At 50.1% G+C, this 21,822-nt stretch carries 17 protein-coding genes and 2 pseudogenes; 8 read left to right on the top strand and 11 right to left on the bottom strand.

Features of this window, described 5'->3' with window-relative positions:
- The first annotated feature begins 317 nt into the window (after positions 1–317).
- The 4 genes and pseudogenes from ACIPZ8_RS01545 (at position 318) to ACIPZ8_RS01530 (ending at position 3,835) form a co-directional block, all read left to right on the top strand.
- Positions 318–953 (top strand): hypothetical protein, encoded by a 636-nt coding sequence (locus ACIPZ8_RS01545; RefSeq protein WP_400719250.1) that lies wholly within the window; start codon positions 318–320, stop codon positions 951–953.
- A 270-nt stretch (positions 954–1,223) separates the two neighbouring features.
- Positions 1,224–1,478, top strand: a complete 255-nt coding sequence (locus tag ACIPZ8_RS01540; RefSeq protein ID WP_400719249.1) for a hypothetical protein — start codon at positions 1,224–1,226, stop codon at positions 1,476–1,478.
- A 979-nt stretch (positions 1,479–2,457) separates the two neighbouring features.
- Complete coding sequence (locus ACIPZ8_RS01535; RefSeq protein ID WP_400719248.1) at positions 2,458–2,901, top strand: EF-hand domain-containing protein; 444 nt, start codon at positions 2,458–2,460, stop codon at positions 2,899–2,901.
- Positions 2,902–3,153: 252 nt separating this feature from the next.
- Positions 3,154–3,835: pseudogene (locus ACIPZ8_RS01530) on the top strand (transposase).
- Positions 3,836–3,986: 151 nt separating this feature from the next.
- Here ACIPZ8_RS01530 and ACIPZ8_RS01525 read toward each other — a convergent pair.
- From ACIPZ8_RS01525 to ACIPZ8_RS01490, 8 genes and pseudogenes are all read right to left on the bottom strand, one after another.
- Positions 3,987–4,340, bottom strand: a complete 354-nt coding sequence (locus ACIPZ8_RS01525; RefSeq protein WP_400719247.1) for a copper-binding protein — start codon at positions 4,338–4,340, stop codon at positions 3,987–3,989.
- Positions 4,337–7,495, bottom strand: coding sequence for an efflux RND transporter permease subunit (locus ACIPZ8_RS01520; protein ID WP_400719246.1), 3,159 nt, complete (start codon positions 7,493–7,495; stop codon positions 4,337–4,339). The genes ACIPZ8_RS01525 and ACIPZ8_RS01520 overlap by 4 nt, the downstream gene beginning before the upstream one ends.
- Positions 7,492–8,979 carry an efflux RND transporter periplasmic adaptor subunit gene (locus ACIPZ8_RS01515; RefSeq protein ID WP_400719245.1) on the bottom strand — a complete coding sequence of 496 codons (1,488 nt, stop codon included), beginning with the start codon at positions 8,977–8,979 and terminating at the stop codon, positions 7,492–7,494. The genes ACIPZ8_RS01520 and ACIPZ8_RS01515 overlap by 4 nt, the downstream gene beginning before the upstream one ends.
- On the bottom strand, positions 8,976–10,232 hold the full coding sequence (locus ACIPZ8_RS01510) for a TolC family protein (protein WP_400719244.1): 1,257 nt from the start codon (positions 10,230–10,232) through the stop codon (positions 8,976–8,978). Before ACIPZ8_RS01510 ends, ACIPZ8_RS01515 begins: the two co-directional genes overlap by 4 nt.
- Before the next feature lie 97 nt (positions 10,233–10,329).
- Entirely contained in the window at positions 10,330–10,674 is a 345-nt protein-coding gene (locus ACIPZ8_RS01505; RefSeq protein WP_400719243.1) for a hypothetical protein, read from the bottom strand.
- 215 nt (positions 10,675–10,889) lie between these two features.
- Positions 10,890–11,123 (bottom strand): hypothetical protein, encoded by a 234-nt coding sequence (locus ACIPZ8_RS01500; protein ID WP_400719242.1) that lies wholly within the window; start codon positions 11,121–11,123, stop codon positions 10,890–10,892.
- A gap of 178 nt (positions 11,124–11,301) precedes the next feature.
- Complete coding sequence (locus ACIPZ8_RS01495) at positions 11,302–11,643, bottom strand: hypothetical protein (RefSeq protein ID WP_400719241.1); 342 nt, start codon at positions 11,641–11,643, stop codon at positions 11,302–11,304.
- Positions 11,644–12,058: 415 nt separating this feature from the next.
- Positions 12,059–13,040, bottom strand: a pseudogene (locus ACIPZ8_RS01490) (IS5 family transposase).
- Positions 13,041–13,496: 456 nt separating this feature from the next.
- On the opposite strand from ACIPZ8_RS01490, the gene ACIPZ8_RS01485 reads away from it, so the two are divergent.
- The 4 genes from ACIPZ8_RS01485 to alr all read left to right on the top strand — a co-directional run bounded on the left by ACIPZ8_RS01485 (position 13,497) and on the right by alr (position 17,169).
- The gene (locus ACIPZ8_RS01485) at positions 13,497–14,267 is read left to right on the top strand and encodes an ABC transporter substrate-binding protein (protein ID WP_400719240.1); all 771 of its coding nucleotides are present in this window, start codon (positions 13,497–13,499) and stop codon (positions 14,265–14,267) included.
- Entirely contained in the window at positions 14,206–15,102 is an 897-nt protein-coding gene (locus tag ACIPZ8_RS01480; RefSeq protein WP_400719239.1) for an amino acid ABC transporter permease, read from the top strand. Before ACIPZ8_RS01485 ends, ACIPZ8_RS01480 begins: the two co-directional genes overlap by 62 nt.
- Before the next feature lie 5 nt (positions 15,103–15,107).
- Complete coding sequence (locus ACIPZ8_RS01475; protein WP_400719238.1) at positions 15,108–15,863, top strand: amino acid ABC transporter ATP-binding protein; 756 nt, start codon at positions 15,108–15,110, stop codon at positions 15,861–15,863.
- Between the two features lie 67 nt (positions 15,864–15,930).
- Positions 15,931–17,169: an alanine racemase gene (gene alr, locus ACIPZ8_RS01470; RefSeq protein WP_400719237.1), complete on the top strand. Its 1,239-nt coding sequence runs from the start codon at positions 15,931–15,933 to the stop codon at positions 17,167–17,169.
- Between the two features lie 507 nt (positions 17,170–17,676).
- On the opposite strand, the gene ACIPZ8_RS01465 is transcribed toward alr, so the two are convergent.
- Genes ACIPZ8_RS01465 through ACIPZ8_RS01455 form a run of 3 tightly spaced genes read right to left on the bottom strand, consistent with a single transcriptional unit; the run spans position 17,677 to position 21,540 of the window.
- Positions 17,677–18,792 carry a succinylglutamate desuccinylase/aspartoacylase family protein gene (locus ACIPZ8_RS01465; RefSeq protein WP_400719236.1) on the bottom strand — a complete coding sequence of 372 codons (1,116 nt, stop codon included), beginning with the start codon at positions 18,790–18,792 and terminating at the stop codon, positions 17,677–17,679.
- Between the two features lie 49 nt (positions 18,793–18,841).
- Positions 18,842–20,164, bottom strand: a complete 1,323-nt coding sequence (locus tag ACIPZ8_RS01460) for an APC family permease (RefSeq protein WP_400719235.1) — start codon at positions 20,162–20,164, stop codon at positions 18,842–18,844.
- 56 nt (positions 20,165–20,220) lie between these two features.
- Positions 20,221–21,540, bottom strand: a complete 1,320-nt coding sequence (locus tag ACIPZ8_RS01455; protein ID WP_400719234.1) for a glutamine synthetase family protein — start codon at positions 21,538–21,540, stop codon at positions 20,221–20,223.
- Between the last annotated feature and the right edge of the window lie 282 nt (positions 21,541–21,822).

The raw sequence follows: 21,822 nt of genomic DNA, 5'->3' as shown, positions 1-21,822 counted from the left end.
CTCACGAGGACAGCTGTCCATTGCATTTAAGTCCATGGAATCCTTGGTCTCCAGCTTCTTTCAGAAAACGAAAAACTGCCGCAGCACCCAGAAATCTTTTTTACCAACCACGACAGAACTGTGCTCCAGTCTCTTTTTGAAACGCGAGCATGGTGCATACGCACATTAATGTATCGCACTGTACCAAATATAGAGAATTATACACAATGATACAAGTCTATATATTGCGGACATGTAGTCGACGAGCCGCGCGGTGAGAATCAGATAGGTAACGTCCTGGTATTTCACTAGGCGCGATTAACTGAAGGGGTCTCAATATGTACCGTATCGGCGCTTCCTCAAACCTGCGTGGCTGGGGATTATTTAGCATGCTCGCACTACTCGTCCTCATCGTGACTACTGTTGCACTTCTCTGGCAGCCTCAGTTGGTGGATGGATTACGCAGCGCTATTCGAACTACTGCACGTACTTCTTTCGCGCTTTTCCTAGCGACTTTTCTCGCTTCATCACTGGCATTCTTGCTGCCTAACTCGACAACAAAAGCTCTGCTACGCGAGCGACGCATTCTTGGACTGGCCTTTGCATTTTCCCATCTTCTACATGGCATCCTGATATTGGCATACGCACAACTATTCCCGGATATATTTTGGGCCGGCCGCACGGCGGCAACGAATATCCCTGGCTCTGTAGGCTATCTGTTTATCCTGCTGCTCAGCCTAACCTCATTCTCGTGGGCTATGAAAACTCTCGGTGGTCGCGCCTGGAAATTGTTGCACAGCACGGGTACTTGGTTAATCGCAGCGGACTTCTGCTTATCGTTTGGCAAACGCATACCTATGAATGCTTGGTATGCATTAGGTTTTTGTATAATTTTTTCCGCCATCGTACTCAAAGTCACTGCCAAACTGGCACAACGTAACCATCGCCGGATACAGCAAACAAGTGCAGCATAATTGAGTTCATGCTGATGCAAGCTTGAGCCACAAACAAGCAAATTTCATATGGACCTCTGCGCCCCAGCCGATACTAGCCTAATGGGGCTCAGAGCAAGTTACGCCTTCGATTATATATAATCGCCAACATGACGCGAACCCATACCGCCACGGGAAAACCACACTTCCGCAAACCGCATTAAATGTAACTTATGCCTTGCCTCACAGATCGATATCAATACAATTAATTTGAATGCACCACCCACTTCCAAGGGCAGTATTGGATAGACATTGATTGCCTTTCTTCGCCTGGTGCATTTCTATATGTCTCTTATCTTGATTGTTATTGGCCTGGATGATCGTAATATTGATAATCGCGCCCTGGCAAAACGACCAGCCATTTCTTCGCAAGCAAAAATTGATGATCTGCTGGATACCCGTCTCCACCTGATGTATCTCCAGCAGAAAGAGAAAATTCGTCATGGCTCCGTTTTCGCAGACTTCCGCAATGAGCATAGGTCGATGCGAAATAGCGCGTCCGACTGATCTTCGATATCTAGTTCTTCGGCAAGTAGGTGCGCTGCATGGTTTACTTACGACCGCCACCGACAGCTGGATAATGTGGTTCGGTCAACTATAGCAACCCACTTCACGGGAAAAGAGGCTCTATCTAGGTCAAGAGGCATTCTCGATGGGTCGGGCTACGTTCAGCACGGGTCAGTCAGCCTGAGTCCTTTAGGCCGCTCACCTCCGCATTCCAGCGTTGCCATGCTCCAACTCATACTGTTAAACGACGAGAAATGTATCACTGTGTATCTCAGTGGCCTTTTGATACTTTGCTAAACAATACTGCTTGGCCCAGACACATCCACGCAACTTTCAGTGTTTACACTGGCGGCATCTGATGTAGCGCTGCACTTACACTTCCACCTTCATGAATATGGAAGAGACTAGTTTCATGAAGAAGGTTCATGATCTGAGAGCTGCTAGCATGCTGGCTATTAGTTTAACTTGGGAAGCCTTGCACATACTGATAACAGAACTCTCCCAGAACCACATCCTTACAGCATGAGTCTAGACATTAAAAAATCTTATCACTACCTGAAGACTCCTCGGTGCGTTGCCAAGTGATCAAGGTGTGTATGGACTGGACTCCAAGGGCCATCTGCGCATCTTAGATGCATTTAAAGCTATCCGAGGCTTGCGATAGTGGTGGATAAACCTTAAAAGTGGATCGGAGTCTGACATTACTTAATCTAGAATTTCGGCAGCCATAATGGCAACATAAAAACTGCAGAACATTACGGATAACATGGCGCCGTAGCCAGACACACTTACGGTGCTGGGCTATATACCTAATAACGGAGCGACCCCAAATATAAAACTTTTTTACCACATGATAGAACCCTAATTAATCATGCGAGGTGGGGCTCTATCTTAATGGCGGATCCTAATGTCCAATTTTTTTGTACTGCAATCGCGGTACTACAAGGCGGCTCAGCCGCATCATGCACGGAGAATAGCTATGCCTGATTTAAACAAGTCTCTTAAGAAAACTTGCATTGTCACTGCTGCGCTTGCCGGACTTGCAGTCAGCGGCTCCTCGTTCGCGATCGAACCTTTGAAACAAGGTTACATGCTCGCTTCTGCAAATGTTACTGGCGAGGGAAAGTGTGGTGCTGGGACATATGAAGCTAAAGCGGATAATCAAAAGAAGACGGCTGAAGGTAAGTGTGGCGAAGGCCAGTGCGGTGACGCTATTTTCAACAAAATTGACACCGATCATGATAGTCGAATTTCCCGCGCTGAGTTTTTGACTGTATCACCGAATGGAGAAGCGGTATTCGAAAAGAAAGATACTAATCATGACGGGTATATCGATGAAATGGAATCGTACCTGAGTGTTAAGGCGGCCTATAATGAGCACGGCAAAGATCTTCCCAAGGGCCTGTTCTCTATAGACAAGTGATACATTTCGCTAGCTACAATGCGCCCCTGTCTTATTGCGGGGGCGCTTTTAAGTAGCGTGCGCATTATTTATGACTTTATATAAAATTTCGCCTGCATCGCGAAACAACCTATGTACTGTTGTTCCTGAAACCAGGGATCCTCCGATCAAGCATAGTGCGCCCAACCCGTACTGAAATAGCCCCTCGTTAGTCCAGCCCCTCACAAGTCCTGACCGTCAGTCAGATGAACTCCCCATTTTGAGTACGCCGGTATGCGCAGTCAGGCCTGCCGTGAGCATTTCCTGGCCGAGATGGAGCAGGTGGTGCCGGGGGATGATTGGTCATGTTTATCGGGCCGTACTACCCGAAGCCCGATTGCGCTCATAAACCCTACCCCTTGCAAACATGCTGCGCATCCCATTGATACAGAACTGGTTTTCGCTCAGCGAGCCGGCGATGCATCAGGCTAATCAGGGCAACCAGTACTAATTCAATATGAAAGCCTACATCGGCATGTATGTTGAATTAAGTCTGGTGTAGCACGTTTACGGCACTGCTGCGAACGTGGCCGACTTGACGAAGGTTGTACATCTGCTGCATGGCGCAGACAACATCATCTGTACTGATGTGGGCTACGCCGGTGTTGAGAAATACCGGAACACAAAGGGCGGCCAGTGATATGGCAGATCGTAGCGTAAAGCGGTATCTACAAGCACTTGTAGCAGATCCAGAGCGCTTTAAATAGCCATACGCAAGATTCAGAAGGCTGAGGCGCAGGTGCGTGCAAAAGTAGAGTAACCGTTCCAAGTGATCGAGTTCCAGTTCGGTTGTGTCAAGATTCGTTTACGCGGTTTGGCCAAGAACGCAGCGCAACTGACCACGCTGTTTGCAATGTCGAATCTGAGGATGGTGCGTCGGCAGTTATTGAGGGCGGCGGGAGAGATGCGCCTGTAGCGCGCAAAAACTAGGACAGCCTTGATTTTGAAGCGTTTGATTTCTGAAAAATCGACCTTGCACTGTCGCGACGTTAGTTGTTTCGGAGTGGATAAACTTGCTCAGGGACTCCCTAACCGGCTCGAATTTCGAGCCGGTTATCCATCTCTGGTTACTTAATTTTTTCGATTGACTCAATTTTCGCAGCGCTACCTACAAGGGTAAATGTGAATGCCACACTATCACCTTCATGGAGCTCCATGACCTGCTCAGGGGTTGCTGTAAAACCCATAGTCATTGCTGGCCATTGAATGTCCGGAATTGCGCCGTGAGCGATCGTCACCATATGCTTCTCTTGGTCAATCATTTTGATATTGCCCTCCGCTTTGGCGCTGGTTACCTGCTTAGAAGTCTGACTCGCGTGCATGCTTAGCATAGATTCACCGTCCATGTTCATTTCCTCTGCAGACACATTGAAAGACAGTGCCGCAACGGCGGTTATGATGGCGACTAGGGGCTGTCTCATATGATGGTTCCTTCTGGATTGTTGGTTTCAACTGCGAGGTTACGTCGGCGCATCAGTCGATACGCCGCAGGGATGACAAATAGGGAAAGCAAGGGGGCTGTAACCATGCCACCGACCATCGGTGCAGCTATGCGGCTCATCACCTCACTGCCAGTGCCGGTGCCTAGTAGAATCGGCAGCAAGCCAGCAATAATGACTGCGACTGTCATCGCTTTGGGACGAACACGCTGAACTGCGCCGTCTCGAATTGCCGCTACTAGATCTTTTTCAGAGGTTTTCCCAATACACTGGCTTTCCTGCCAAGCGTTTTTTAAATAGAGCAACATGATCACGCCAAACTCTGCAGACACACCTGCCAAGGCGATGAAGCCCACCCCAGTAGCGACTGATAGGTTGAAACCTAGTAAATAAATGAACCATGCCCCACCCGATAGCGCGAAGGGCAAAGTTGCCATGATCAACGCAGCCTCATCGATGCGCTTAAAGGTGAGATAAAGCAGTACTAAGATAATTAGCAAAGTGGCCGGAATCACCAATTTGAGGCGAGCGTTTGCCCGTTCCAAAAACTCAAATTGCCCCGAGTACGCCAAGCTCATTCCAGGCTGTAGTTTTACCTGCTCGCTCACTGCCTGACGTAGATCTGCAACTACAGAGACGATGTCCCTACCCCGTACATCGATGTACACCCAGCCCGAGGGGCGCGCATTCTCGCTCTTGAGCATGGGAGGGCCATCATTTACCTTCACCTTCGCAACTGTGCCCAGAGTGATCTGGAAGCCCATAGGTGTGTTGATGGGTAATTGTTCCAAGGCATCAGGTGAGTCACGCCACTCACGTGGATATCGCACATTGATAGGGAAACGCGCGAGTCCCTCAATGGTCTCGCCCACATTTTCACCGCCAACTGCACCAGCCACAATGGCCTGCACATCGGCGATGTTCATTCCATAACGAGCAGATGCCGCACGGTCGATATCCACATCGATATAACGGCCGCCAGTTAGCCTTTCGGCCAAAGCGGAACTGACACCCGGCACACTTTTCGCCACGCTCTCAACAGCCTGGGTAACCGAGTCAATATCAGTCAGATTTGTACCGGCAACCTTGATCCCAATAGGGCTCTTGATACCGGTGGCGAGCATATCGATGCGGTTGCGAATCGGTGGAATCCAGAGGTTGGTTAGTCCTGGGACTTTCACAACTTTGTCCAACTCCTCAATTAGTTTCTCTTGGGTCATACCGGGACGCCACTGATCATGAGGCTTGAACTGGATTGTTGTTTCGAACATCTCCAGTGGCGCAGGGTCAGTGGCGCTTTCGGCTCTACCCGCCTTACCGAAGACGTGCTCGACCTCGGGAACTGTTTTGATCAGCCTGTCCGTTTGCTGTAAGAGCTGTGACGCCTTCTGCGCTGATAGACCAGGTAACGCCGTAGGCATGTAAAGCAAATCACCTTCATCCAGGCGTGGAAGGAATTCGCCTCCAAGATGACTTAGGGGCCATAAGGCGCTGAAGAATACAAACGACGCCGCAAGCATCGTTGCTTTTGGCCAATTCAATACGGCGTCTAGGGCAGGTTGATAAATGCGAATCAACCAGCGGTTTAACGGATTATGCTTTTCATCTGGTATTTTTCCGCGAATCCAATATCCCATTAGTACCGGCACTAACGTTACGGACAGACCTGCCGCTGCAGCCATGGCATACGTTTTGGTGAAAGCTAGCGGCCCGAACAATCGTCCTTCTTGTGCTTCCAGCGTGAACACTGGAATGAATGATAAGGTGATGATCAACAAACAGAAAAACAGCGCAGGCCCAACCTCCGCCGCAGCTTCTGTCATAACATTCCAATGCTCTTGGCCCTTAAGTTCCTTTCCTGGGTGCGCCCCGTGCCAGGCTTCAATCTTCTTGTGGGCATTCTCAATCATTACCACAGCAGCATCGACCATGGCTCCGATAGCAATGGCGATCCCTCCTAGCGACATGATGTTGGCGTTGATCCCTTGATGACGCATGATAATGAATGCGATTAATACGCCGATCGGTAAGGAAATGATTGCGACAAAGGAGGAACGTAGATGCCACAGGAAAATCCCGCATACCAGTGCTACCACTATGAACTCTTCGATCAATTTGTGGCTGAGGTTTTCCACGGCGCGATCAATGAGCTTGCTGCGGTCGTAGGTAGTTACTATCTCCACACCTGACGGCAGGCTGGCTCTCAATGCCTCAAGTTTGGTCTTGACCGCTGCGATGGTCTCGCGTGCGTTTTTGCCGCTGCGCAGAATCACTACGCCGCCGACAGTCTCTCCCTCACCGTCAAGCTCGGAAATGCCGCGACGCATTTCAGGCCCCAGCTGAATTGTGGCCACGTCTCCCAGTGTAACGGGCACGCTACTTGAGCCCAGTTTGAGGGGGATAGCCCGAAAATCGTTGAGCGTTTTCAAGTAGCCGGAGGCACGCACAATGAATTCCGTCTCAGCCATTTCTAGCACAGCCCCACCAGTCTCCTGGTTCGCCTTGCCAATGGCCTCAGTCACCTCACCTTGGGTGATGCCTAGGCTGGCCATTTTCAGCGGATCAAGCTGAACCTGATATTGCTTGACCATACCTCCCACGGTTGCCACTTCCGCTACGTTGGGTAAGGTCTTGAGCTCAAACTTGAGGAACCAATCCTGCAATGCACGTAATTGCGCTAAGTCATGTCCACCTGTGCGATCTATCAGTGCGTACTGGTAGATCCAACCCACTCCAGTTGCATCCGGCCCAAGTGCCGGCTTGGCGCTGGTAGGCAACCTGCTTTGAATCTGACTGAGATACTCCAGAACCCGCGAACGAGCCCAATACAGATCTGTGCTGTCTTCGAAGAGTACGTATACAAAGCTATCACCGAAGAAGGAATATCCTCTCACGGTCTTGGCGCCGGGCACTGAAAGCATAGTGGTAGCTAGCGGATAGGTTACCTGGTTCTCGACAATTTGAGGTGCTTGACCTGGGTAAGGTGTACGGATGATGACCTGCACATCGGAGAGATCCGGCAGCGCATCAATAGGTGTTCTTTGGACTGACCAGACTCCCCACGCGGTGATAAATAGCGCCGCGAGCAATACCAGGAACCGGTTACCCACCGACCAACGTATCAGGGCAGCAATCATGGCTTGCCCCCTGATTTTTCCAGTTGCTCAACGTGTAAACCGTCATCGTTCTGACTTACTGAAAATCGAACCTTATCTCCGGGTTTAATCCCCGCTTTTAGCGCTGCATTAGCAAGTGGGAAGGTCATAGTCATGCCTGGCATTCCCAAAGTGTTAAACGGGCCATGGGCGATTTTGACTTGGGTGTTGTCGATTTCGAGAACTTTGCCTTGCGACTCATGCAACGCCGGAGCGGTAGAAACACTTGGCGATGACATTTCCAGTGGAGTTGCAACGATTCCTTTTAGGCTTGCCTCCGAGTCGAGCAAAAACTGCCCTGAGGCCACCACATGCTGCCCTTCTTCCAAACCTTTCAAGATTGCGGTCTTACCGTCGTTCTCCTGACCAATCTGTACTTCCGCGGGGCGGTAGCGGCCAGCCTCTTCCGCAATCATCACCAGAGCGCGCTTCCCCGTGCGAATGATGGCTTCACTAGGTACCCACAACACACTTTCATCAGTTGAATGATTGAGTACTACATGAGCGGTAAGACCCGGTCTCAGACGAGCCTCAGGATTAGGCAGTTCGATACGAACACGAATAGTGCGACTGTCCGGATTGGTATCCGGAAGAATCGTGCTGACCTTGCCTTGGATCACCTGCCCTGGGAATGTAGGGAAGCGTGCCCCAGCTGATTGCCCCACGGCGATTGAATCAGCTGCAGCCTCCGGGACAGCAACATTCAGCCAGACTTTACTCAAACCATTGACGCGAGCAAGAGTCTCACCCGCTGCAACTGCCATTCCTTCGCGGACATCCAACTCTTGAAGCACACCGTCAATAGGATTGGTAATAGTCAAGATAGGTTGAACCTTACCACTGCGTTCCACTTGGGCAATCAATGCAGGCGGCATCCCCGCCAGACGCAAACGCTGTCGAGCCGAGGTTAGTAAATCCGGATCGCCATACCGTTTGAGAGCAAGAAATTCCTCCTGCTCCCCCGCCCAATCTGGTACGAGAATATCTACTAACGCAGCATTCGCGGAGAGAACATCACCCGGTGCGCGGGCATAAACGCGCTCTACGAATCCTGCCGTTCGAGACTGAACAACAGCAATGTCTCGCTCATTAAACGCTAGTACACCGACCACACTCACACTTGAAGCCACTACGCCTCTGCTGACCGTAGCTAGTCGCATGCCAATATTTTGAGTCAGGCTAGGATCAATTTGAACGGACGCAGTGTTTCCACCTACCTCAGCGTATTTAGGTACTAGTTGCATCTCCATGAAAGGCGACTTGCCTGGCTTATCAAACTTTTGCTGGGGAAACATCGGGTCATACCAATACAGCGCTTTTTTCTCGGCCGAATCTTTGACTGCCGGGAGCATTGAATCATTTTGTAGACCTTCCATTGGTGCTTTCGCCAGCCAATATCCACCGGCGGAACCGAAGGCAACTGAGGCGCCCACTAGCACTGCTACCTTCCAGACATATGAGTTCATTGGGCGGACTCCCCATAGGTTAAATAGAGGCGAGCGGTGACCAGTGCACGCTGTTCTTCAACATCAATCTGTTTGAGACGGGCTTCGATAAATTCGCGGCGAGCGGTGACTACAGAACCTAGATCACCTTTACCCGCGCGATAGCTAGCCATGCTTAGCTCAACTTTTTTCTTGGCTAAAGGCAATAGGGTGTCCTTGCTTCGCTCAACGGCACGGCTGTGCCGTTGATAATCGGCTAAATCATCTTCAAGTTCCTGGTGATGCTCGCGCAAAACAGTTTCGCGCTCAGCCTCAATCTGATTGAGCTCTGCGTATTTGGATGCAATCTTTGGGTTCTGGCGGGAACCAGGGAACAGCGGAAGGTCAAAGGTGAACTGTACGCTCACCATGTCTCCAAACTCGCGAGCTCTGTGTTGGTAATCGAACTCCCAGCTCCAATCCGAATGTTTTTCTGACTCGGCTTCGCGCAACTTGCCCTGCGCTACGCGGGTCATGGATTCAAACGCTGCGAGTCTTGGATGCTGAGGAAGCTGGTGGAAGTAACCGGAGGCATCAATCGGCCAATTCGGTAAGCTACCTGCAGGCTCATTGTCGGCCGAAGGGCCGACCCAGCGTTGGAGAGAAGCTCGGGCTTGGGCTCGCTGACGTACAAGTTCATCCTGCTGCTCCTCCAACTGTGCTGCTTCTTGTTTGGCTGTGACAGCATCGGCCGGCTGGGAGCGCCCGTTGGCTATCTGAGCTTGAACCGTATCGCGGAGCAGGCGATTTTCTTTGTAGAACTCCCTAAACAACATATCTTTTCGTTCAATTGAATAACTTTTGATCCAGGCCATCGCCGTGGACAGACGTACATTAAGTCGCTCTATACGCTGCTCTGCCGCCGCCTTAACAACTGCCGCATCGGCTATTTCGATACGTGCCTTGCGCTTGTAACTGTTGGGCATCTCTTGCTTCAGACCGACAGTTCGCATGGTCATAAAGTCGTCGTCAATGCTCCCGCGAGTGGGGCCGCCGATAGGAAAGTTTTGCACTCCAAGAACTAGCTGCGGATCAGGTAACTCACCGGCCGGAATGGCTGCACTGCTGGCAGCCTGGATTTTTGCATTTTGCGCCTGCAGCGAGGGCGCGTTGTTCTCAGCCAGCCGCAACGCTTCATAGAGCGTCAGTGGTGCGGCAAAGCTCGGCAAGGCGAATAGGCTTGCCGCAAGACCAACCATCAACGGCCAGCCTATGCAATAGCATTTAGAGTTCATTTATGTGTTTCCTGTGATCATCCATTGCGCATGCAAAAAAGCAGACGCCATTAGTCCATCCCGCTAATGCAGAATGAGCTTTAAATAGGAACAGGAATCAAATGCGCGGCGGACGCCATACCCCAGATGGGGTTGGTACAGGTAAAAAACTGCTGGTGAAGGAAGTGACTACGGGTTGGAGCGGGGTAATCGAAGTTTTTATCACAGAGACTTGCAACACCCCGCCGGTCTTGCATTCTTGACCAGGCTTGCACGGCTTGCCGTGGTCAGCCGGACCGCCCTTCATATCTTGACAGCAGTCTGGCCCCATGCCATCCATCATTGTCATACCCAAGGTTTGCATCGGGCAAGGTTCTGTCGCTGCCTGCCCCCCCGCCATCCCACCGAGGGGAAGCGCAAGGCTAATCAGGACAATGAGACATAACCGCAGAAAGCGCTTCATGGGATCAATGCAATTAAAAACGTCTTTAAGTATCAAGTAGTTAATGCCGCAAACAGCCTGCCAAAAACCCTCAGAGAGACCTATATGACCAGCCTTGCATTAAGCCATGATTACGTATCACGGTCTTGAACAGAGAATTTCAGCAACGTGTCGGCTTAGGCCGGTGCTTGGCAACCTCTCCCCAATGAAGCGGAGAGGTGCCGAGTATCACCTTACTAGCTCTTAGCCCCTTTAACTGCGAGATCTCTATGCGGCTTCTCATGGTTCACGTTGCCCACCAACTTTCCGTCCTTCCACACGAAGAGTGGTTCCAACTGGGCAGCTGCGCTCGCCGCCTCCCAGTTTCCATTGTTTTTGGGGTTGCCGCCGCCATGACCACCGTGACCTGCATTAGCGGTACCGGTAATAGTTAAGGAGACGAGTGCAAAAGCCGCAATGAATTTGTTCATAAAATCTTTATCCACGATGATTTAAGAAAGGTGATGCAGGCTGTTGCGCTTAAAGTTGCAACGCCCTATGTCGATATGCAGAATGCAAATCTTTTGACGTGCCCATCAACTGCGCGCGCATTGCAGGCGCAATTGGAGTCCGCCATGAAGTCGAGACCGACTCAATGTAGGAAATCAATCAACCCCGGGGTGGACGCCAAACCCCTGAAGGGACTTGTAGGGGAAAAGAATCATTGGAAAACGAAACGCCGATTGGATGTGACCAACCGATAGGTTGTTTTACGCCGGTGATCTGAAACAAGGTTCCACTCTTGCATTCTTGACCAGGCTTACACGACTTACTGTGGTCGAGTGGGCTCTTCGTACCTTGGCAGCAGTCCCACGCCGTTCCATTTATTGTCGTCATGTCACCAGCATCCATGAGGCAAGGTTCTGTCGATGCTTGAACGCCCGCCATCCCAATCAAGGGAAGCGACAGACAAAGCAGGAAAATGAGACAAAACCGTAGATAGCGCTTCATGGGGGCAATGCTTTTTCGATATTGGTTTAGGTGTCGTCAGCAGACATCCCCAGAAGGCCGAGGAGGTGTCCAGTAGGTGCAATTTCGCCAGGCCAGTATTAAGTGAACGTTATCGACTCAGCGCAGAGGTCGGAATATTCTGTGGTGCGATTTCTCGGTGATAGTCGTACCGCCATCCTGCCTGCAATGCGCTTCATGCCACTGTCGGGCTATGTGACAGGATTCGTTCTGCGGGCCAGCCTGCCGTCGGTCTGTATGGAGCACGCTGCAGGTTTCATAATCGGAATATCGCCATTTTAGGGAAACTCCGAGCAGGTTGCCCCGAGCGCGCAATGAGCAACGTCTCGACGCCGCGAGACAGATTTTTTAGGTGTCAATCGGCTCAAAACCATGGCTTTGCCCTGGTTCTTGCGCGCTAAGGACGCACCTCTCCACAGGGTTCAATAACTGCCGGCGCCCTCCCCCACAGTTCGACAGCGCACACATCGTCGTCAGTTGTGCCGTGTTCTTGGCCGAGCTACGAAAGCGAGTTTTTACATAGCCAAACTGACGTTTGATTACCCGAAACGGGTGCTCCACCTATGCACGCAACTGGGCCTTGGCCTTTTCGATCTTGCGCTTGGCTTTGTAAAGCACGCTGCGTTTGCCCAATTGCTTGTAAGTGCCACGTCGAGCTGCGATCTGCCAGATGACTGGTCGCCCCTCATGCGCGGGTCATTTCTCAACGCCGGTATAGCCCGCATCGGCACAGACGACGTTCTCTGCGCCATGCAACAGATGTACAACCTTCGACACGTCAGCCACGTTCGCAGCAGTGCCGCGAATGTGGTGCACCAGCACCTGACTCAGTATCAGCACGATATGCGCCTTTATGCCGAAGAAGTACTGGTTGCCTTTCTTTTTTGATACATCTATGGATCGCGCTTGCTTTCCTTGTTGTTGGTCGAATTGGGCGCATGGGTGATCGTGGTATCGACAATGGTGACCTGGCGCAGCGACAGGCCTTTGTCTTGCAGATAGTTGTTTATGGTTTCCAGAATCCCTGTCGCGAGCTGATGCTTCTCCAGGAGGTGTCGGAAATTCATTATCGTCGTGACTTCGGGAATCGGCGCGCTGAGCGTCAGCCGAGCAAACTGGCGCATGTAGGTGATCTCGTACAACGCTTCTTCCATCGCCGGATCGCTCAGCGAAAACCAGTTCTGCAACAAGTGAATTCGCAGCATCGTTTTCAATCGATAAGGCTTACGACCACCACCGGCCTTTGGATAGTGCGGCTCGATCAACGCGACTAATCCGATCCACGGCACGACCTGCGCCACGTCGGCCAGGAAACGCTCACGGCGGGTCTGCTTGCGCTTACCGGCGTACTCGAAATCGGAGAAGCTCATCTGACTCATGGGCAAGGCTTGCTTGGGGTGGCAAAACGAAGGTCAATTTCAGCACAGGTCGTGCGGCCTGTGCTGACTTGATCGGAGAATCCCTAGTCGACTCAGCGCGGATCGCCGGGTGAAATCCTGAAGATATCAGCTTCTCTATAGCAAATTTAGACAAAGGCATTTCAGGCATAAGCCCTATCGAAAAGGTGATGCTGATCACAGAGGGCCTTCTCATCACAGAGTCTGCGCAAGCTAACAGCCTCTAAGCATTCGCAGAAATCATGCAGCCAGTCAGCAATAAACGCACTAAAAGAGCGCCACAGCTAGAAAGAACGCAGATTATCGACTTTTGCTATCTCATAAACTGAGATCATGGACAAGCCCCAAAAATGGCCATAGTGAAGGAATACAGAAGAACAAGATCAAAAACAATCATCACCAATACTGCCTTAAAAATAATAAGTGGGAGTTATGAAGATGAATAAAACCAGTCCAATTCTGGGCGTGATCGCCCTAGCCCTGTCCTTTGCAGCTATCTCTGCAAACGCGAAAACCCTCGAACAAATCCAGCAAGCAGGAAAAATTGTCATTGGCACAGATGGAACATTCCCTCCTTTTCAATTTTTTTCGGAGGGCAAGCTAACTGGATTCGAGATCGACATCGGCGATGAAGTGGCAAAACGTCTCAAGGTAAAACCTGAATGGAAGCCAATAGCTTTCGACTCATTGCTAGCCGGGCTTACCCAAGACAGGTGGGACATTGTAATCGCCTCATTCACAATCACAGATGAGCGTGCAAAGGCTGTGCACTTCACCAGCCCACTCTATTGCACTGGCGGAGTTATAGTTAGCAACAAACAAAACATCAAAAACGCAGACGACCTTAGAGGTAAAGTTATCTCCGCACAAACAGGCTCAACTTACTTCCAAAAAGCAACATCTTTGCCCGGAATCAAGCAGGTCAGGAACTTTGCATCAGACAGCGACGCTCGAAACTCGATGATCTCAGGAAGATCTGACGCCTGGATAACCGATAAGTTTGTAGCAAAACTATCTATTGAAAAGCAGCCAGAGCGCGGAATGGCTATCGGAAACCAGCTTTTCACCGAAAAAGTAGCTTCAGCCGTAAAAGATAATGGCTCTCTTGCAGCCGCATACGATAAAGCGCTTGAAGAGATGAAAGCCGATGGAACCTACGAAAAAATCTCGCAAAAATGGTTTAAAGAAGATATTCGCTGTCAGCAATAATACAATAACAACCAATTGTTTCCTCGATACATCCAGAGGTAGCGGTATGTCTTCAGATGCAAAAGTATACAGCACTACACTTCGTGCTTACAAAGTAAACAAATCGCTATTAAAAGGAGTCGCAGCGGTATCTATCACGGCATTAGTGCTAGTTCTCATGGAGACGATTCTAGCACTTTTCCCTCATCCGATCGGCGCGAACGCCAAAGACTTATCCGATGCCGTTTGGACAACGGTTACCCTTACTATCACCGCTGGGGTATTTGGTACCGTGGTAGGTACAGTCGCTGCACTTGGCAAAGTATCAACCATTGCCCCCGTACGCTGGGTGTTCTCATTTTACATCTGGGTAGCGCGAGGAACACCACTGCTATTACAAATCCTGTTCGTATTCTTTGCTCTTCCGGTTTTGATCCCAGGACTAGAATTCAGCGATTTCACCTCAGCCGCCGTAGCGCTCGCGTTCAACATCGGTGCTTACAACGCCGAAGCTATACGATCTGGCTTGCTCTCCGTGCCCAAAGGTCAAATTGAAGCTGCTCATGCGCTTGGTCTCTCTAGACTAACTATTTTTAATAGCGTCGTGATGCCACAAGCACTTCGTATCTGTCTGCCACCGTTGGTCAATAATGGTGTATCTCTTCTGAAGGATTCTTCACTGGCATACGCCATTGGTGTAGTTGAACTTTCCAACGCGGCAAGCCGCATTCAGTCAGCAACGTTCGAACCGGTACCTGTATTAATCACTTCTGCCATCATCTATCTCACTCTGACTACGGGTCTAACTCAAGTGACAAACGCACTTGAACGCTACCTTAGCGTTGACAAAAGGTAACTGACATGACAACTAATGACAACGCCCTCATCAAAGTGTCGGAAGTCAAGAAAAGTTTCGGTAGCACCTGTATCTTGAAGAAAGTCAGCTTAGCGATCAATGCAGGTGAGGTGGTAGCTATTCTGGGTGCCTCTGGATCGGGAAAATCGACTTTTTTGCGTTTGCTGAATCGCCTGGAAAAGCACGAGGAAGGATCAATAATCATTGATGGAGTAGAAGTATCTGATAAATCCTCAAACCTAGCACAGCTTCGACGAGAGGTTGGCATGGTGTTTCAGTCATTTAATCTTTTCCCGCACATGACTGTCTTAGAAAACCTGTGCCTCGCTCCGATCAAAGTACGCGGGATCAGCCGCAGCAAGGCAGAAAAGGTAGCGCATGAGCTACTGAATAAAGTGGGCATGGGAGACCATAGCCACAAGTATCCTCATGCCTTATCTGGCGGGCAACAGCAGCGTGTTGCAATCGCACGCGCCTTAGCAATGGAGCCAAGAATTCTGCTATTTGATGAGCCAACGTCAGCTCTAGATCCGGAAATGGTTAACGAGGTTCTTGACGTTATGAAGACGCTTGCAGCGACAGGTATCACCATGCTCATTGTTACCCATGAAATGGGCTTCGCCAGCCAAGTAGCAGATCGAGTGGTTTTCTTTGATAAGGGCGAAATTGCCGAAGATCTACCGCCTACTAAGTTTTTTGGGGATAGTAATAATCCTAGAGTAACGTCATTCCTTGGCAGAGTGCTGCAGCACCAAATTTGATGAATTGGCAGTGTATCCATGCAGGCCTCAATAAGCCTGAGCACATGGACTTGAGGATCATTACATTATGAATGTACTTACACGCTCTCTGCTGTCAGTGGCAGTATCCCTCGCTTTCAGCCAGGCACTTAATGCCGCCCCCGTACTTGCGACTGATAGCAGTGGCCCCATTGCAGTAAAAACAATCACTGCAAGCAACGCTTGGATTGAGGTCAACAAAACTGCATTTGAAAGCAACATTCAGACATTGCAGAAGAAGCTTGATGGTAAAAGCCAAATTTGTGCAGTCATGAAAGCAGATGCTTATGGACACGGAATTGCACTGCTTGTGCCTTCAGTTATTGCAATGAAAGTTCCTTGTATCGCTGTCGCCAGCAATGAAGAAGCCAAAGTAGTCAGAGAAAAGGGATTCAACGGCAGACTTATGCGAGTGCGTACTGCCACTCTACCAGAAATTGAAGACGCTCTTCAGTACGATATGGAAGAGCTTGTGAGCAGCGCGGACTTTGCCCAAAAATCCGGCGAGGCCGCACTCAAGCATGGTAAAATCTTAAAAGTACACGTGGCTTTGAATTCTTCTGGAATGAGCCGCAATGGCCTTGAAATGAAAACTGAGTACGGTAAAGATCAGGCGCTTAAGCTAGTGAAGCAAGATGGGTTACAGGTTGTCGGCATTATGACGCACTTTGCCGTTGAGGACAGAGACGATGTGCTTAAAGGACTCGCCTCCTTCAAACAAGAGTCTCAGTGGCTAATCGATAATGCAAAACTGGATCGATCCAAGCTAACCCTCCATGCAGCTTCGTCGTTTGCTATTCAAAAAGTTCCTGAAGCTTGGTTCGACATGGTAAGGCCTGGAAACCTCATTTACGGAGACCCTGTAGAGAATAGCGAAGATTACAAGCGAGTCATGTCATTTAAGTCAACTGTTGCCTCGATCAACAAATACCCAGCAGGTAACACTGTGGGGTATGATAGAACCATCACGCTCAAACGCGATTCAATCCTTGCGAACATTCCTGTAGGTTACTCAGACGGCTATCGGCGAGCCTTTACTAATAAGGCTTACGTCCTCATAAATGGCCAACGGATGCCCACCGTTGGCAAGGTCTCCATGAACACTCTTATGGTTGATGTGACTGATTTAAAAGGCTCCGCCAAACCTGGTGATGAAGTCATATTATTCGGAAAACAGGGATCAGCTGAAATCACCCAGGCTGAGCTCGAGGACTTCAATGGAGCACTGTTAGCCGATTTGTATACGGTCTGGGGAAATTCAAACCCCAAAATCTTAACATCCGACTGAGTAACAAAAGGGCGAGAAATCTCGCCCTTTTTTAATCCCCCCACATTAGATAAACCTGGATATTGAAGACTTTCGTCCTGCTCAAGGAGGTCAATTATACGGATCATTTCCGAGGCGATAGGAGTCGACTCAGAGCCTGCGGCAACATGTGAGATTACAAACATACTCTTCATGCCCAAAGATTCGAATATTCGCAGCATCGATCATGCATACTGTCGAATGGTTATTGGTTTTAGTTCAACCAGGATGTCATTGCATGTGGAATCTGGTGCAATCCCTGAGCGCCAACATGCACAGTGTATGGACAATCTGCTCGAGGGATTCTCGCCCAAGCAGAGACCAGAAAATCTAACTGGGTAAATTCCTCGCCACAGGCTCGCCCCAAAACGAGTTTCGTAATTCCAAGGGCCAACTGCGATTACGATCTTCGGCTTCATTACCATCCCTCACAGCACTGAAATTTAGGCGTCATTCTCATTCACAGTGACCATGCCGCTAATGCTTCTATCATGCTGACAACAAATGACCTTGCCGCGATAGCTCGCTCCCGGATATGTAGGCAAGATCCATTCCTGGCATTGCATATCGACGGTTTTGGCGGGCGAAAAGCACGCCTTTGACGCCAGCATGGAATCGTTGGGTAACTCCAGTGACTGGATCAACAACATCAACGACTGGATCACCTGGATGGAGGAGTTGGCCACACTCCACAAGATAAACAATTACGCCTGCCGCCTCAGCATAAAGCACCTCGGTACCTGCGAGCGGAGTAGCTTCCTGGATAAGCTCCGGAATATGGACGCTGCTCTGACCTGCGATTACTCCTTGAAGTTTCATGTAATCGACGATGCGCGCAGCGTCTTCTTGCGCCTGGGAATGACTTACCTCCAACTGACCACGCAGCTCAATACAAATGCTAACTGTTGGCAAAGGCAGTCTTGCATGAGGGATTTGTTCTTGGAGTTTTACCCAAAAAGAAGAGCAAACCTCATCGAAGGGAGTGTTTCCCTGTTCAGCTGCATAAAGCGTAGCATGCGCCCCCATGAGCGCAGCAAGCGGCATCACTTCATCAAGTGATTGTGGGTGTGCATAAAGATGCAGGACAGACTCACAGTCGCAGTGGAGATCCAAAACGATATCCGCATCACACGCCATGGCCAGCAATTTTGCACGTAGAGAATCAGCTTGTCTTATTGGTTTCATGCTGTTCAAATGCCGCTGCAGAGTAGCTCTGACCAAGGCGACATCAGCATCTACATCACCTACAAACTGACCCTCCAGTTCTTTCGCGATGGTCAAAGCCAAGTCGGGGAAGCGACGATTGAAGTTCTCGCCACTGGCCAAGTCGAAGCGTCCCATTTGATATGACAGCACTGTCTGATCAAGACCAATTGGGTTAGCAACTGGCACTATCACTACCTCTCCCAGCATTGCACCATGAGCCTCTTCAGCTTCGAGCATCTGTCGCAGATAATGACAGACAAGCATGCCCGGAAGCTCGCTGGCGTGCAAACCAGCCTGAACGTATACCTTGCGCCCACCAGGAACCCCATAGTGAAAGCTGTGCACAGTGCGCGAGGTTCCAATAGATCCGTCACTGAGGGAATGTTGATTTTCTATCATGTTAAACTCCAACAAGCGGCATCCACAAGATGCCGCTTGTCAATGGTAGTTAGGTAAATTGAAGTTTTTTAATTCGGCGATTATTTACCGCCATATAAATTATTCCGAGCCCTAACCACACAGCGCCCATTTTCAGAGAGTGGACGTTAAGGCTCATCCATACATAGCCAATAACTACCAAGCCAATGAGGGGGACAAGACCGTCCCTTACCCACTGGCCTGACGGCGCGTTGATCATAAACTGGTTCAAAACGCAAAGGTGCAACACAAAGAACGCTGACAAAGCACCGAAATTCACAAGTGAGGTCAGCGAGTCAACATGGGACATGAACAGTATGCTTACAGCCAGCGAAACCGCAGCCACAAACAAAGTGCTTACATAGGGCGTTTGATAGGAAGGATGGAGCTTGGACAGCGCTTTGGGTAACTGACCGTCCCTTGCCATACTCAGCAGAATACGAGATATCGCTGTTTGAGCAACGAGAGCGCAAGAAAAGCCCCACGACACTGCTGTAGCCACAGCGCAAGCCACTTTCAGCGGTGCCCCGCCTACCGCGTAGGCAATGGTGTAGAAAGCATTATCTTTATCTTGCGCCAGTGACCCAAAATCAGGCCAGGCCATGCCCGCAACCCAAGTCTGGATGATGAACAGTCCACCCATCAAGAAAAGCACAATGATGGTAGCCTTGCCTACATCGCTCGACTTCCCAGAGTTTTCTTCTGCAAGAGTACTAATTGCATCGAAGCCTAAAAAGCTCAACGCAGCAATCGAAACAGCACTCATGATCAAGCCTGGGCTGAACGTATCCGGATTGTACAACGGAGCAATGGAGGGTTCACCAAGATGACCTCCGAACACCATATACAAGCCCAGCGTTACAAACCAAACCAACACCGCCATCAAACAAATGGCAAAAATGTCGTTTGTCTTGGCGGTGATATGAATGCCGCGAACATTGACAGCAGTATTGAAAGCGATAAATGCAACCAACCATATCCACTTAGATAACCCTGTTACAGCCTCAAGCGCCAAAGCAGCAACAATGTAACAGAGTGCGGGCAAGAGAATATAATCCAGAAGCACTAACCAGCCAACCAAGAAGCCAATCTTTTGCCCCAAGGCATGGCTAGCGTAGGCGTAAATCGACCCGGCCTTTGGGCAAGCTGCGGACATCCTTGCATAACTGAGTGCCGTAAAAATCATGGCAATCATACCTACCAGGTAAGCCATTGTGGCCATACCTTTTGATTCGCTTACGATATATCCATAAATACCCATTGGAGCGATAGGTATCATAAAGATCATTCCATAGATCACCATATGGCGCACCGTCAATGTGCGCTTGAGACCAACTTCATTCGCGGATTGCATGTCTTTTCTCCTAAGTTCAGAGGGGCGCCTTAGCGGCCCTCTGAAACGGCTTTTAATTAGTAGACAGCAGAATAGGAATCTCGGATTTCGTTGTCTTTCTTATCGCGCATCAGCGTGATCTCGCTCTGTTTGATTGCCCGATAGCAGTCAAAGAGCATTTCTCCCATACTGGATCTCATTACTTCATCGTTACCCAGTGCCTCTAGGGCCTGCCCGAGGGACGAAGGCAATGGGTGCATCCCATATTTATGGTGTTGATCCTCAGGAATGGACGAAGGGTTCACGGCAACTAGATCCGGCATGACCAGTTTCTTGTTGATGCCATCTATACCTGCAGCCAAGATGGCGCCCAACGTAAGGTGAGGAGATGCAAGAGCGTCGGCGGCACGGTACTCAATGTTCGCTTGCTTCGCTGCATCACAGCCATCCAGGTGGGTAATCGGCGCAATCCGAATCGAAGCCTCTCGATTCTGTTGACCGATACAAGCATAAGCCGCGCTCCAACTATCAGGACGCAAGCGCTGGTAGGACACGACGCTAGGTGCAGTTAAAGCAGTCAGGGCCGCCATATGCTCAAGAATACCGGCGGTGAACTGGCTCGCGAGGTCAGACAATTGACCTGGTCGATTCGGATCGTAGGTCAGTGGCTCACCCTCCAGGCTCCACAACGAAACGTGGACATGTACGCCATTCGTCCCAGAATTTAGAGAAAGAATGGGCGAGAAGGACACGGAGCGCCCTTGGCGACGGCAAATTTCGCGAACGATCTCGCGTACATTCACTGCGCGATCGGCAGCTTGCAATGCATCGGTCGGGCTGCAGGTCACCTCATACTGCCGAGCTGCGTATTCAGGGATACACATCTCGGGATCTACTTTTCCTTCAATCAGCGCCTCGGTGATGGCATTGCAGAGCTTTTCCTCCGACCGCGCTGCTTGCAGCGAGAAACACGCAGCAGGCGTGGCAACATCGGTTAGCATGAATTCATGCTCAAACGACGCGATTGCTTTGATACCAAGCAGCTCCAACTTCTTAAGCTGCCGCTTCAAAAACTGCCTAGGACATGCTTCCCATGGTGAACCGTCCATGTTCAAGAAATCTGCATGAAAATAACGAAGCGGACTGACCGATTCACTACCGGCCACGCTCACCTCAGAAGAGGCATCGGGCAGCATGATTAGGTCGCCTAGCGCGCCCCATTCGTTTTCCACAATCTGACCGAATGGGTTCAATGCCAAATTCGCCGGCGTCCAGCAGAGCCCTTTTTTAAGGTTAGAGTCCAATCGATGCTCAGGAAACGATCTAGCACGGGTAATGCCGCAGTAGTCGTGACTGATAAAATGGGCAAGGTTGCTGCATATATTCTTGTTTTGCATCGTCTTTTCACTCTTCGAATCGCGCTTGGCCTGGCGTTAGCGGACCGGCCAGTCACGTGAAAAAATGCCACTTGGTTTGACGGATATCCTTGCTAGCCCAAAGGGTTCGACCGCATCGGCCTCGTAATTTAAGTTTCACGATTACGACGTTGTTGATTCCTTGAAACTGGTGTTACATTAGCAGCGCTCTCGGTTCTCCGCAACAGTCAGATCGCTCAGCCGTCGAATGGCCATCGTGCCGAGGGTGAACAGGGATCCCATGGCATATTCAGGCGGCGAGAG

The sequence above is a fragment of the Pseudomonas sp. NPDC089422 genome, assembly GCF_044749405.1.
In the GTDB taxonomy this organism is placed as follows: domain Bacteria; phylum Pseudomonadota; class Gammaproteobacteria; order Pseudomonadales; family Pseudomonadaceae; genus Aquipseudomonas.
The sequence above is the reverse complement of the archived record's forward strand: the minus strand, read 5'-3'. Positions and strand labels throughout refer to the sequence as shown.